Annotated in this window: 11 protein-coding genes; 8 read left to right on the top strand and 3 right to left on the bottom strand. The window is 43.9% G+C overall.

Annotated elements, in window-relative coordinates; translation table 11 throughout:
* The first annotated feature begins 10 nt into the window (after window positions 1-10).
* From EMP01_RS10555 to EMP01_RS10520, 8 genes are all read left to right on the top strand, one after another.
* Window positions 11-1,393 (top strand): thioredoxin family protein, encoded by a 1,383-nt coding sequence (locus EMP01_RS10555; protein ID WP_129021484.1) that lies wholly within the window; start codon window positions 11-13, stop codon window positions 1,391-1,393.
* 103 nt (window positions 1,394-1,496) lie between these two features.
* Window positions 1,497-2,201, top strand: coding sequence for a hypothetical protein (locus EMP01_RS10550; RefSeq protein ID WP_129021483.1), 705 nt, complete (start codon window positions 1,497-1,499; stop codon window positions 2,199-2,201).
* A 70-nt stretch (window positions 2,202-2,271) separates the two neighbouring features.
* Window positions 2,272-3,441, top strand: a complete 1,170-nt coding sequence (locus EMP01_RS10545; protein WP_129021482.1) for a class I SAM-dependent rRNA methyltransferase — start codon at window positions 2,272-2,274, stop codon at window positions 3,439-3,441.
* A 1-nt stretch (window position 3,442) separates the two neighbouring features.
* The gene (gene paaD / locus EMP01_RS10540) at window positions 3,443-3,928 is read left to right on the top strand and encodes a 1,2-phenylacetyl-CoA epoxidase subunit PaaD (RefSeq protein ID WP_129021481.1); all 486 of its coding nucleotides are present in this window, start codon (window positions 3,443-3,445) and stop codon (window positions 3,926-3,928) included.
* A 16-nt stretch (window positions 3,929-3,944) separates the two neighbouring features.
* Window positions 3,945-4,541, top strand: a complete 597-nt coding sequence (locus EMP01_RS10535) for an acyltransferase (RefSeq protein WP_129021480.1) — start codon at window positions 3,945-3,947, stop codon at window positions 4,539-4,541.
* Window positions 4,542-4,947: 406 nt separating this feature from the next.
* Window positions 4,948-6,633, top strand: a complete 1,686-nt coding sequence (locus tag EMP01_RS10530; RefSeq protein WP_129021479.1) for a hypothetical protein — start codon at window positions 4,948-4,950, stop codon at window positions 6,631-6,633.
* Between the two features lie 186 nt (window positions 6,634-6,819).
* The gene (locus EMP01_RS10525) at window positions 6,820-8,580 is read left to right on the top strand and encodes a PKD domain-containing protein (protein WP_129021478.1); all 1,761 of its coding nucleotides are present in this window, start codon (window positions 6,820-6,822) and stop codon (window positions 8,578-8,580) included.
* A gap of 64 nt (window positions 8,581-8,644) precedes the next feature.
* Complete coding sequence (locus tag EMP01_RS10520) at window positions 8,645-10,750, top strand: gliding motility-associated C-terminal domain-containing protein (protein WP_129021477.1); 2,106 nt, start codon at window positions 8,645-8,647, stop codon at window positions 10,748-10,750.
* A 198-nt stretch (window positions 10,751-10,948) separates the two neighbouring features.
* Here the strand turns inward: EMP01_RS10520 and EMP01_RS10515 are convergent, their stop codons facing one another.
* The 3 genes from EMP01_RS10515 to EMP01_RS10505 all read right to left on the bottom strand — a co-directional run bounded on the left by EMP01_RS10515 (window position 10,949) and on the right by EMP01_RS10505 (window position 13,374).
* Window positions 10,949-11,602, bottom strand: coding sequence for a DUF4240 domain-containing protein (locus EMP01_RS10515; RefSeq protein ID WP_129021476.1), 654 nt, complete (start codon window positions 11,600-11,602; stop codon window positions 10,949-10,951).
* 113 nt (window positions 11,603-11,715) lie between these two features.
* Window positions 11,716-12,252, bottom strand: coding sequence for an inorganic diphosphatase (locus tag EMP01_RS10510; protein WP_129021475.1), 537 nt, complete (start codon window positions 12,250-12,252; stop codon window positions 11,716-11,718).
* A 63-nt stretch (window positions 12,253-12,315) separates the two neighbouring features.
* Window positions 12,316-13,374, bottom strand: coding sequence for a tetratricopeptide repeat protein (locus EMP01_RS10505; protein ID WP_161971314.1), 1,059 nt, complete (start codon window positions 13,372-13,374; stop codon window positions 12,316-12,318).
* Window positions 13,375-13,717: the final 343 nt, after the last annotated feature.

Raw genomic sequence — 13,717 nt, 5'->3', positions numbered from 1 at the left:
ATTGAATCGCATGAAAAAAACCGTATTCAGCCTGCTTCTGGCAGCAGTCAGCCCGTTTATGCTTTGGGCACAGGGTATCAAATTTGAAGAAGGTACTTTTACAGAAGCTTTGGCTAAAGCTAAGAAAGAAAATAAGATTGTTTTTGTAGACATCTACACGACCTGGTGTGGGCCATGTAAGCAAATGGCAAAGGAATTTTTCCCGACCAAAGAAGCCGGAGATAAATACAATACTGCTTTTGTCAATTATAAGATAGATGCGGAAAAAGGAGAGGGTATACAGGTTGCACAGAAGTATAATGTGAGTGGCTACCCAACCAGCCTGTACCTGAAGCCTGATGGTTCTGTAGTCTATACCAGTATGGGCATTAGTGATCTGGACGGATTCCTGCATAATGCTGATGTGGCTATTGAGGAAAATAAAGATCCGCACAACTGGGACTGGTATGCTGTAAGCTTTAAAAAAGGTTCTGAGACAAAAGACTTTCTGACGCAGTACCTGCAGAAAGCGAAACGCCTGGGTAAAGAAAATGATGCCGCCCTGGATAAATATGTAACCAAATATGTTAATGCTAAAAACCCGGCTGATAAAGACCTGGTTTACCTGGCAGACAACATTCAAACGATAGATAATAAGGCTTATGCATTACTGTCTGATCATAAAGATAAGATCAATGCACTGAAATCAAAAGAAGTGCCTGATTTCTTCAACAACTTTACCAATACCTTGCTGGTACCTACGGCAGAAAAGTTAGGTAAGGAAGGTGCCATTGCCCGCTTCGATGTTACCGTGCGTCCTATTGTAGAGCGCCGCAGTAAAACTCCGGATGCCGATATGATGTTCTATCGCGAATATTTCTACAGAGCGAAAGGAGATAAGGCAGCGATGCAGAAGTTCCAGATGGAGAAAGGGCAATTCCTGAGCAGCAGAACTGCAGAAGCATATGCCAATGATGATGAGGTGAAGAAAGGAGAGACTATTGCTTCTATGAAGAACCAGATGATCGCGGCTAATGTACCTGCAGAACAGCAACAGGCGCAGATTGCACGCGTACTGGAGCAAAACCCGATGATCAATAATATGGTTTCTTTCAATGCGGCCAATGATCTGAATGAACTGGCCTGGGGCATTTACGAAGGTAAAGATCAGGCGCAATATAAAACAGCATTGCAATGGAGCAAAAGATCAGTTGAATTGATTGGTAGCGCTAATCCTTCTATGCGTGCTGCGTGTATGGATACCTATGCACACCTTTTATTTGCCAACGGAGAGAAAGAAGAGGCGATTAAACAGGAAACTGCCGCCATCGAATTACTGAAAGCTGCTGAAGTAACAGACGGTCTGGAAGAGATGGAAGAAGTACTGAATAATATGAAGGCCGGTAAATTATAATATATTAATCTTTCTTTATTAAGGGCTCTGCCGGCGATGCCGGCAGAGCCCTTATCTTTGCCGGCGTGCTGAACTATCAATACAGATAAAAGAGTATATACATATGAAAACGAATCTATTTTTAATACTGATCATTACTTTCTGTTCAGGAAGCTGCGCGTTATTAAAGAAGTCTTCCAAAACAGAATTTACAGATGCATTTTACATACAGCATACCGATTCCTCCCATAGCAAGGTCTATGTGGATATAGCGGATGATGATCTGCGGGTCCATAAAACGGTAGCAAATACACACCTCGCAGACACCAGCCTTGCTCCGCTTATATTCCCAATGGTATTGCAGGATAATACACCGATGCTTACCACCTTCAGCAGGCATACTTTTGATGCCGATGTACTGACGATTCCTTTAAAATACCGTCCGGCGCGCAAGGGAATGGCGCCACAACTGAATACCAATTTGAACGGTGCATTGTACCTGGGTTATCGCACCGATCTGTATCGGGTCAATTACGAGAAAAGCCCCCTGGGAAAGGCTCAGCGCAACATTAATCACTTTGGGTTTTCTGTCGGGTTATTTACCGGAGCGGGCAATACAGCCATCAATACCTATACAACTGCCAATCCGGCCATGCCCGATTATGATGGCATTGTATGGTCCAGGGGTATTGCCGGTATTATTGCCGTCAACCGTTTTACAGTCGGCATTTCTGCCGGTTATGATTACCTGCTGGACCGCAACCGTAAAGACTGGATGTACCAGAACAAAATATGGTATGGTCTGGCCTTTGGACTGAATCTTAACTAATCTGCTAATTAACAATCTGCATATGGCCTATAACCTTAGATAACTCGCTTATTTCACGTAATTTTGCGCTATGGCCAAAATTTTTCTAAACAAAAAGATCAGCAGCAGAATTGCAGACGGACACCCCTGGATTTTTAACAATGAGATTGGAGACGAAGTAGGTGCTTATGAATCGGGAGATATTGTTGATGTATTTTCTTCTAATGGTTCTTTTGTAGGTAAAGGATATATCAATCCTTTGTCGCAGATCAAAGTGCGCCTGCTTACCCGCAAGCAGGAAGAGATCAATGACGAATTCTTTTTACATAAAATACAAAAGGCCTGGGCTTACCGCCAGCGACTGGGATATATTGAAAATTGCCGCCTGATCTTCGGTGAGGCAGATGATTTACCGGCGCTGATCATTGATAAGTTCAATGATTATTTCGTGATCCAGACGATGTCTCTGGGTATCGAACGCTGGAAAGGTGCTATTGTAAAGGCTTTGAATACTATTTTCAAGCCAAAAGGTATTTATGAAAGAAATGATGTGCCGGTACGCGAACTGGAGGGCATGGAGCAGGTAAAAGGCTTCCTGAGCGATCCGTTTGATACCAATATCATCATCAATGAAAACGGACTTAAGTTTCACGTTGATATCGTAAACGGACAAAAAACCGGCTACTTCCTCGATCAGCAGGATAACCGCCGTGCGATTGCTCCTGTGGTGAAAGATGCAGACGTTTTAGAGGCGTTCTGTTATACTGGCACCTTTGCCAACCATGCAGCTCGTTATGGTGCTAAAAGTGTACTGGGACTGGACATTTCGGACAAAGCCATTGATACGGCAAGACGTAATGCCGAACTGAACGGCTTTAGTGATATCTGTTCATTTGAATGTGTAAATGCATTTGATGTACTGAAGAAATGGGTAAAAGAAGGCAGACGTTTTGATACGGTGATGCTGGACCCTCCGGCCTTTACCAAAAGCCGCGCCAATATTCAGAAAGCGGTTACCGGTTATAAAGAAATCAACCTGCGCGGTATGAAACTGCTGAAGCCTGGTGGATTCCTGGTAACGGCATCCTGTACCAACCTGGTGCCACCGGATATGTTCCTGAAAACAATCGAGGCTGCGGCTAAAGATGCCAAAAAGCAGATCAGACAAGTAACCTGGCAAACCCAGGCGGCCGATCACCCGATTGTATGGAACGTGCCGAATACGCAGTACCTGAAATTTTTAATTGTAGAAGTAAACTAATATGTGGTCTAAGGAGCAGATAGAGTCCTGGCTGGAGACAGTGACCGACCCGGAGATCCCTACGGTGAGCATTGCCGAGATGGGCATACTCAGGGAGGTGACGGTGGTCAATGAAGACACGGTGAGGGTAATGATTACACCAACCTACAGCGGTTGTCCGGCTATGGATATTATTGCCATGCAAATACGGATGACCTTACTGGGAAGAGGCGTGAAGAATGTGCATATCGAACAGCAGTTAAGTCCGGCATGGACTACAGACTGGATCACGGAAAGCGGTCGTGCCAAAATGCTGGCCCTGAATATTGTGCCACCGGTACGCGGCTCAAAAGATGACCTGGGTCTGTTCGAAGAAGATGAAGTGGCCTGTCCGCGTTGCGGCAGTGCACATACCGAATTGGTCAGCCGCTTCGGAGCTACGAGTTGTAAATCAATGTATCGTTGCCTGGATTGTAAAGAGCCATTCGAACATTTTAAATGCCATTAAAAAAGATTTATAGCATATGATATACGAATTTAAAGGTTTTATACCAGTGGTGCATCCGACTGCTTTTGTACACCCGCAGGCAATCGTAACGGGTAATGTTATTATTGGCAAGGACGTTTATATCGGACCTGGAGCAGCGCTGCGCGGCGACTGGGGCGGTATTGAGATTGCAGATGGTTGTAATGTACAGGAAAACTGTACCATACATATGTTTCCCGGTGTTACCGTTAAATTGGATGAAAGTGCCCATATCGGTCACGGTGCCATTATTCACGGTGCCCATATTGGTCGCAACTGCCTGATCGGGATGAATGCAGTGATTATGGATGATGTAGAGGTAGGCGAGGAGAGCATTGTAGGTGCCTTATCCTTTATCAATGCCAATACTATCATTCCCCGCAGAAGCCTGGTTGTCGGTAATCCGGCTAAGATCATTAAAGAAGTGAGCGATGATATGATTGCCTGGAAAACAAAAGGCACTCAATTATACCAGAGCCTGCCACTGGATATGCAACAGCACTGGCGCGCCTGCGAACCGCTGAGCGAAATGCCGGCCGATCGCCCTTCACAGGATATCCTGTTTGAAACCTGGAATGCGATTAAGGGTAAATAAAACATTCATAATAAAAGCGCAGTACTTTTCAGTACTGCGCTTTTATTATGAATATATTCTCTTTTGGAAAAGTATATCGGCATTCTATTATGATTTACAATCTTTTGTCCTGAATCGAAAGTTACGGTCAAGAAACAAGGGTTAAAGGCCCTTGCGAAAATTCAATGTGCAGGCAAGATCTCCGACGAAACCCGCGCTGTCCAGATTATGATTTAGACATAATCGACCAATCCAACGATTTAGTAATGCCGTATTTACAAGCCTGATCCGGCAATCTCATCAACAAAAATTAATTGATGCATTCCTTACAGCGATAACCTTTTAGTTGCTGCTCAAAATGAAAATCCTGTAAATTGTATTATCTTTAAACACATTAACCCATTATTACCTTATTACAAATTCTTACATGGTGCACCATATCCGCATCTACAGCCGGCTACTCTTCAGTTTTCTGTGTATGTTATTGTGCTATACCTCCGGTTTTGCACAACGCCTCAACAATGAATCTTCACTTTTGCAGTTTTGGGATACGGATCTTTGTACATCCAAAACTTCTGTCCGGAAACAGAAACCGGAAGGAGAACTGTCGGCGATAGCCATAAAGGTACAGCGCGCTGAGGAGCAATTTCGCACCAGCCCCGGAGACAGCAGTGCATGGTTGAGCATACGTGACGCTATACAGCAGCTGCAAAGTTATAATTATACTATAGCTGATGCTTACCTTCATTACCGTATGGGCTACATGCTCTACGTAAATAATCAGACTGCACCGGCTATTGAGGCAATGTTATATGCAAAAGAGGTCGTGGTTTCCTTAAAACAAAAAGCAGATTTTCCTCATGTAGCATCCTTCCTGACCGTACTGGGAGGCATGTACTGCGATTACAGTGACTACGATTTAGGATTATATTACCTGGATATGGCCACTCACTATCCATTCTGCGGTAATATGGATGAGTATACCTGCTGGGGAGGTATAGGTTTAGCAAACTACTGGCAAAATAAAGATAAAGAAGCCCTAGCGGCCAGTATGAAAGCCCTTGCTTTAGTGGAACAGTTTAAAGACACCGCTGAAATAGGTAGTATGTCGGGAAATATAGGTGCGATCTATATGAAACTTGCTGACTACAAGCAGGCACTCTTTTACCTGGAAAAAGATTACCGGATCAGCAGTCTGCATAAACAATGGAAAAGTGCGGGAGGTGCCCGGTTAATGCAGGCCAAGGCGTTTTTGCACCAAAAGCAATACGACAATGCAAAAAAAGCGCTTTCTGATGCGGACAGCCTTTATAAGGCCTGTAATTGCATGACTACAAATTCTCAGAAGGAATATTATGCACAGTTATCGCAGTATTATCGGGAGATGGGAGATTATCAGAAACAAGCCCGGTACCAGGATTCCTTTTTTACTTATTTTCAGAAATTAATCAATGAGAAAGGTACATCTTCTTTTCGTAACCTTGAACTAAAAGTAGTGAGCCGTGTGCATGAGACACAGATGAAACTTATGGAGAGCGAACGCAAAAGAGGGGTTTGGCTGCGGAACTCTATTATTATAATATCTGTATTTGTGTTGATTATTGTATTACAAATATTGTATACACAACGGAAGAACCGCAAAAATGAACAAAAAATCTACCAGCTGAACCTCAATAATGCCCGTAAGCAGCTCGATACCTACCTGGAAAATATACGTAATAAGAACATTATGCTGGAAGAGTTGCAGCAAAAGCTGGAGCAAAATGCACAGACAGCTACAATAGTACACAGAGAGATCTCTGAAAGAGATGTGGCTATTCTGGCGCAGCTGGAAAAAGCCAGCCTGATCACAGAAGAAGGCTGGGCAGAATTTACGAGTCTTGTAGAACAAGTACACGAGCATTTTTTTACCCGGCTCAACCATACATTCCCAAATCTTACACCGGCGGAAGTGCGCCTGCTTACGCTTGTAAAACTAAATTTCAATACAAAAGAAACGGCATCTATGCTGGGTATTTCTCCCGATTCTGTACGGAAGGCACGTTACCGTTTACGGAAAAAGCTCGCATTGGAAGACGAGTCGTCACTGGAAAATCTTGTCCGGAGTATTTGAAAAGTGAACATATTTAAACATAAATACCAAATAGTATATTGATAGTCAAAAGAATATAACTTGTCCATAGTTTTGTCCTGTCCATTTTAAGCATCTTACAATTTGCTATCTATAATTTAGTGATTAAGTGAAAATTGCTTTACTGCAAATTTTTAAACCTTATCATTAAATTAAAAAAAGAACAAAATGAAAAAGAGCTTACAGATTTTAGGACTATGCCTTATAGCGGCTACTGCTGTTCGTGCACAAGATCCTGGGGCTACAGTGGGTAGTACGGGGAGTGTTACATTTAACTATGCTGGTCAGCAGGTTACGCTTACTTCGGTAAGGGCGGCCGATGGAAAAATATGGTTACAGCAAAACCTTGGTTCTTCACAGGTAGCCACCGCGGCTACCGATACGGCTTCTTATGGTCATTTGTTCCAGTGGGGCAGATGGATTGACGGACACCAGCTGCGCAACAGCTCAAATCAGCAGGTAACCACACTTACAATCAATAATCCATCTGGCATCAGTGGTAATGCCAATTTTCTGCGAAATAATGTACAGCCATTGTGGTGGGGTGGTACGGCTACCACAACACCTGCGGGCAACCCGCAATTGAGTGACACCTGGTCCGCCGGAGCACCATCGGCCACCAATGGTACAGATCCCTGTGCTGCATTGGGCGCCGGTTGGCATATGCCAACCAACACAGATTGGCTGGATGTAAGAACCGCAGAAAATATTACCAGCCTCACATCCGGCTTCAGTTCCAATCTTAAACTTCCCTATTCCGGATATCGTAACGGGGCCAATGGTGGTGTGCAACAAAGCGGATACGCCAACCTGTACTGGACCTCCAGCAATTATAGTGTCCAGTACCCATACGTGATATACAATGGTGCTGTTTCCAATAACTGGAGCAGGGGATATGGTGCCAGCTGCCGCTGTGTAAAAACAGTAGTAAACTGTACCGGCACGCCAGATGGCGGACACATAGATATGCCAGACACCAGTATTTGTCCGGGTAATAGCCTGGGTTTGAACCTGATTGGTGCCAGCGTGGCTTCTGGCATCAGTTATCAATGGCAATCCCGATCTGTAAGCAGCGGTAACTTTGCAGATATCAGCGGAGCAAACACTATCACTTATATTGTAAGTACTTTGCCGTTCGCTACTGAATACCGTTGTAAGGTAACCTGTACCAGCAGCTCAGATAGCGCATTTTCCGATACGGTCGCGATTGGTATAGCTACCCTGGAGGTGCAGTTGGGCAATGACACCACAATTTGCAACGGAAATGCTTTAACGCTGGATGCCGGTAATGCTATACCCGGCATTAGTTATGTATGGAGCGATAACTCCACAGCACAAACGCTTACGCTCAGCAATGCGGGCACTTATTGGGCAATGGTAAACGATATTAACGGATGTAGCGGAAGTGATACGATAAATGTCTCTGTGCTAAATCCTCCTGCGGGAGACAGTATCATCGTCTCTGCCGGAAATAATATGGATTATACATTTTCTATAGCTAATGGTAATGGTATAAATACATACGACTGGCAATTCGGAGACAATTCGGCCCACGATGCACAGGCAAGTCCTGTACATACCTACACGCAGCAAGGCACCTATATTGTTACAGTAGTACTCTCCAATGAATGTGGCGACATTACCCTTTCCAAAAGCATTGCAGTGAAGCCTACCGGCATAACAGAAACAGATGCGACCAGACTGGGTATCAGCTTGTATCCTAATCCTACACAGGATTATGTATACCTTGAATTTCATAAAAAAATCAATGTGCAATATATCACCCTCAGTAATGTGCTGGGGCAGGAAGTACTGCGTCATAGCGGCATGGCCAGTAAGCTTAATGTTCAGGCGTTACCAGCAGGTACATACTATATGCGTATACAATCGGACAATGGATCTGCAACGATGAAAGTAAGCATCAGGTAATCTATATTATTATTTTTTCCACCACTGGCAGTATACCGGTGGTGGATATTAAATCTTGGTCCTTATGAATCGTTATTTTTTTCTTTTGTTCCTGCTTTGTCTTTTTTCATTTGATCTTTCTGCTCAGTATAATCAGCCGCAGAATAAAATATGGGCTTTCGGAAATCACGCAGGCTATAATTTCAATACCAATACAGCATTCAGCACACAAATCAATGCTAATGAATGTTCAGAATCGGTTTGTGATGCAAACGGAAATCTATTGTTTTACACAGATGGCAATACCGTTTGGGATGCGGGCAATAATCCTATGCCATCTGCCAACCCATTATTTCCCCCTGCACTGGCAAATCTTACGCAAAGCACCGCGCAGGGTGCCTTAGTAATACCGTTTCCCGGCAACAGCAACCGTTACTATCTTTTCTCTCTTACCGCACAGGAATCAGCTAACAATGCAGGCGGTAAATTATACTATTCGGTAATAGATATGAGCCTGAATAATGGTATGGGAGATGTTGTGCCCGGTCTTGCACACATTGCTGCAGATACCGGACTTTCAGAGCATATGATCGCAATACCTTCCTGCAATTCTGTATGGATACTGGTACACGGACGTACCACACCCACGTTTAAAGCCTATCGTATCGATCAGAACGGGTTTAACGCTACTCCGGTTTTATCTACGGCCGGGGTTACAGGTTTTGCACCGCCTGGCATTTCTGGATACCAGGGCAATAATTTTCACATTGTGGGACAAATGACGGTATCTGCAGACTACAAACAAATTGCGGCTACTTATTTCAGAGGTAATTATGTAGAGTTGTATGGTTTTAATAATACCACGGGACAGGTTACCGCCAGAGGTGTTGTAGATTCTGTAAATGACAGTTACGGGTTTTATGGTGTCAGTTTTTCACCTGACGGTAACCGGTTATACGTGTCAAATTGTGCTGCTAACATTGCCCTGAAAGCATTTAATCAGTATAATCTTGCTTTACCTACGATCATTCAGATACGGAATAGTAAAGTATACCTGGGTGCCTGCAATGCGTCGATCACACAGCTGCAGACGGGACCTGACGGTAAAATATACTTTAATGGCGGGTATATCTCCAAAATGGGCAGTATCAGTTTTCCTAATCTATTGGGTACGGCTTGCGGATTCAATCCCCAGGCGGTAAACCTTATCTCCGGCACCAATACTTTTGCTTCATTTCATAATACTATTATGCAACCTATACTGCTCTCGAACGACACGATCGCCCTTCGCTGGAAAGACACCAGTGTCTGTCCCGGAACTACAGTTCAGATCAGTGCAAGGAGTGGTGGCAGCGATTACGTATGGAGTAATGGTAGCGGTGGATCTGCGATAAGCGTCAATACCCCCGGTACATATTGGGTATCATACATCAAAAACTGTACTTTATATACCGATACGCTGGTGATCAGGAGCAATACAGCCAGGCTGGACCTCGGTCCGGATACCCTGGTCTGCAATTCTTTTTACCTATATCCTAAAATAACCGGTACGGCCTCCGAAATACGCTGGCAGGATGGCAGTACGCGCAATTTCTATCCGGTTGCGGAATCCGGGCCCTATAAGATGGAGGCTATTATTTCCGGTTGCCCCCTCAGTGATTCTGTATATGTAGATATGATCAGCCTGTACCAGGACCTGGGAAAAGATATGTTTTTCTGTGCGGAAGAGGCTATTCGTGTACCGTTGACCGTGCAGGTCCCTAATCAAGCCTCGGTATTGTGGAGTAATGGCAGTACCGGAAACCTGATTATAGCCACGCAGCCGGGAACTTACGGAGTAACCGTTAGTCATCCTGTCTGCGGATCATTTTATACTGAGGTCAACATCAACAGTACTTTATGTGATTGTAATATCATGCTACCTAATGCATTCAGTCCTAACGGAGACGGGCGCAATGACTACTGGTCACCGCAAAAGCCTTTGGATTGCAATATAGAAACCTATATACTGCGTATTTACAACCGCTGGGGCCAATGTGTATTCTTTTCAGAAAATATCAATCATCAGTGGGATGGTACTTTTGAAGGTAAGCCGGCACCTCAAGGTATATATATCTATGAGTTGTCTCTATATAAAGGTAAGTCTCTACAGCGGTTTTATCAGAAAGGGGACATTACGCTATTACGCTGAGCCCTGGGGTGTGCATGCAGCTTTTTATTTACTACTATCAGGCCGCCGAGCTTACGCTTAAGCGGCCTGAGCTTTGCTCTGCAAGCAGCACCCGCGAGGTATTTTGCAAAAAGAATCAGGCACTGTCTGAAAACGCTCCGTTTGAGGAGCCTCTGAAGGGGATATAAACGTTTTATCGGCTGGAGATATTATCTGATATTACTGCTGCTCCCAGAACAGCTGGTACAGCTTAGGGCATATCGCCTGCATAGTACCAGGTACCTGTTCTCTCCAGTTGATCTCCAACGGTGGATAATCATCCGGTTGGGTATGTACCTGGGTGTAATCAATTGCGGCACTAAGTTCCTGTTCTGTTTTCTTCTTAAAGATCGTTTCCGGTAAGGTTTGCAGGGCCTCAAAATCAAATGCACTATTGGTATTGGTCTGCACCGCAAAGGCGATATCATCAGGATGTTGTATGCCTATGGTATAGATTTTTTGTCCGCGCGAAATAAGCCAGCAGCGAAAAAAGGTAAAGTCCTCTTCTCCACAACCGCCTTTCATCAGGTAGGCTGCACACCATAAGGCAGAGCTGTAGCTATCCATCAGCAACTGATCGGTACGCAGTTTGAAGCCAGCCAGTTGCTCCGGTGTCATTTTTTCCAGGGCTTCTGACAGGTATTCTTCCTGGTCCTCCAGCGTTTCGGTATTTTGCAGCGATGATTCGATCAGTTTCCAGTAAGCTGCTTCTGGCATAGGTTCTGTAAAGCCCGGCTGATTATTCGCGAAAACCGTATGTGTAGTCGCATGAACAGTCTCAGCAGATATGCTGCAAAGGCTTAATAAGGTTCCTAAAAATACAGAACGGATCATGGGTTTGTTTTTTGAGCAACAAGATACTATCCCTGATCGTAAAACAGAAGAGAATAGGATAAATAAAAAGTCCCGGAACAATTGTTCCGGGACTTTTTATTTATGTAAAAGAATTATTTACCAAACTTTACATTATAGTCAACGATCGCTTGCTGCAGGATCTCACGTGCTTTTTCTGCACCGTGGAAGTCCTGGATCACTACTTCTTTATTCTCCAGGCGTTTGTACTCTTCGAAGAATTGTTTTACTTCTTTCAGTAAGTGAGCCGGTAATTCACTGATATCATTGATGTGTGCAACGCTCATGTCTTTTTCGCAAACTGCGATCAGTTTATCATCAGCCTCACCCTGGTCAACCATGCGCATTACACCAATAATTTTGGCAGAAACGATACACATCGGGTGGATGTCTACCTGAGACAGTACCAGTACATCCAGCGGATCGTTATCATCACAGTAAGTCTTAGGGATAAAACCATAGTTATGCGGATAATATACAGAGTGGTATAATACTCTGTCCAGGCGCAACATGCCAGAATCTTTATCTAATTCATATTTTGCTCTGGATCCTCTTGGGATCTCGATGATCGCATCTACTACTTCAGGCGCTTTATCGCCATAGCTTACATTGTGCCAAGGATTAAATTGCATAGTTATCTAAAAATTTTTGCAAAAGTAACAAAGCATATTCAATTATATGCTATAAGCCCAAAATTATTTGGCCGGATGCTCGTCTGCCACATTAGGCAGGTAAGGGTTGTTTTGTTTCCACATCTCAAAACTTTTAATCGCATCTTTGAACTGGGTAGCCCAGGCGGTAAAATTCTGAGAGTTATCTACAGCCCCAAACAACCATTGGTTATAAGCATTGAAATGGCCGTTCTTTACAATGCGCGTCTGGTATGTATATAATGACTGCGGATATTGCTGTGCAAAATTGTTGTTCCAATATACCAGGAAACGGGTGCGCAGCATGGTAAGGTTATCGACATCAAATCCATCGCTGATGGTCGAAATATTGGTATTAATGGATTGTTTAAAAGCGCCGGCGAAATCGTTCTTCTGTTTTTGAGTCGATTTGCTGTTATTAAATTCCGGCAGGGTATTATCACTCATCTGGCTGAATACTTTCTTATATCCGTCCAGCAGCATACGCTTCATATCTACCGTCTTGGCCGTATACGGCTCCAGGTTGATGAAGGTTTCGGCATAGATCAGTGCCCACATATACTCTCCGTTCTGAAAGTATGCCTTGGCCGCATTATAATAATTGGTAGGGTAGGCAGGTTCTTTCTGAATACCGGTGTTCCATTCCTTTAAGGCACTGCTGTTATTCTTGGCATCTACAATCAGCAGATTGCCTTTCATATTATACAATAAGCCAGAATTGGGGAACTTATCCAGTCCGGAGGATACAATTTTCTTTGCCTTGGCGAAATTTCCGTTGGCCTGCTCAATAGCAGCGGCCAGCTGGAAGGTCTGCTCATCAGCAGAAGAAGAGTTCAATACCGGTTCAATCGTCTGTTTTGCACGGTCAAGATCTTTCTTCAGGAAGTAAGTATAGGCCAGATCCCGGCGCAGCGCAACATTTTCCGGTGCCATACGGATGGCCTGTGTATACATGGCTGCGGCATTATCAAAATCATTCTGGGACAGGAACTTTCCTGCACTGGTAATGATTTGCTGCAGTTCCGGAGAGTTTTCGGTTTGTGCAGAAAGGGTAAAAGGATATAAAAATGCCCCCAGGATAAGGGTCATTACAACTTTTCTCATGTTCAACATTTGAGCAAATTTATCTTATTTTTTATAAAGCGGGCATCCCTGTATGATAATATATTGATAATACAGGAGCATATAGCACAAACCAGGCTCATTTCTGAGCCTGGTTTGTGCTATAGAATCTTATTGTTATATATTGATTGCTACCTTTTGCCTTGATGCAAAAGGTAGCGCCAAAAAATCAAGGCTGTATAAATCCCTGGCTAAAAATCAATGTGTCGGTCGGTCGCAAACCAGACTCACTTCGTTCAGACAGTGGTTTGCAACTTTATCGACCGAGCCAATGATTTTCTTGACGCCGGATTTATAAGGCCGGCCCTAAGCGATCAAAGGATAG

Source organism: Edaphocola flava, assembly GCF_004118155.1.
Classification (GTDB): Bacteria; Bacteroidota; Bacteroidia; order Chitinophagales; family Chitinophagaceae; genus Edaphocola; species Edaphocola flava.
The sequence above is the reverse complement of the archived record's forward strand: the minus strand, read 5'-3'. Positions and strand labels throughout refer to the sequence as shown.

Bases quoted from the DNA above. Each gene is read 5' to 3' on its own strand.
- EMP01_RS10520 (WP_129021477.1), top strand. From the start codon at position 8,645: ATGAATCGTTATTTTTTTCTTTTGTTCCTGCTTTGTCTTTTTTCATTT.
- EMP01_RS10505 (WP_161971314.1), bottom strand. From the start codon at position 13,374: ATGAGAAAAGTTGTAATGACCCTTATCCTGGGGGCATTTTTATATCCT.
- EMP01_RS10555 (WP_129021484.1), top strand. From the start codon at position 11: ATGAAAAAAACCGTATTCAGCCTGCTTCTGGCAGCAGTCAGCCCGTTT.
- EMP01_RS10515 (WP_129021476.1), bottom strand. From the start codon at position 11,602: ATGATCCGTTCTGTATTTTTAGGAACCTTATTAAGCCTTTGCAGCATA.
- EMP01_RS10550 (WP_129021483.1), top strand. From the start codon at position 1,497: ATGAAAACGAATCTATTTTTAATACTGATCATTACTTTCTGTTCAGGA.
- paaD (WP_129021481.1), top strand. From the start codon at position 3,443: ATGTGGTCTAAGGAGCAGATAGAGTCCTGGCTGGAGACAGTGACCGAC.
- EMP01_RS10510 (WP_129021475.1), bottom strand. From the start codon at position 12,252: ATGCAATTTAATCCTTGGCACAATGTAAGCTATGGCGATAAAGCGCCT.
- EMP01_RS10535 (WP_129021480.1), top strand. From the start codon at position 3,945: ATGATATACGAATTTAAAGGTTTTATACCAGTGGTGCATCCGACTGCT.
- EMP01_RS10545 (WP_129021482.1), top strand. From the start codon at position 2,272: ATGGCCAAAATTTTTCTAAACAAAAAGATCAGCAGCAGAATTGCAGAC.
- EMP01_RS10525 (WP_129021478.1), top strand. From the start codon at position 6,820: ATGAAAAAGAGCTTACAGATTTTAGGACTATGCCTTATAGCGGCTACT.
- EMP01_RS10530 (WP_129021479.1), top strand. From the start codon at position 4,948: ATGGTGCACCATATCCGCATCTACAGCCGGCTACTCTTCAGTTTTCTG.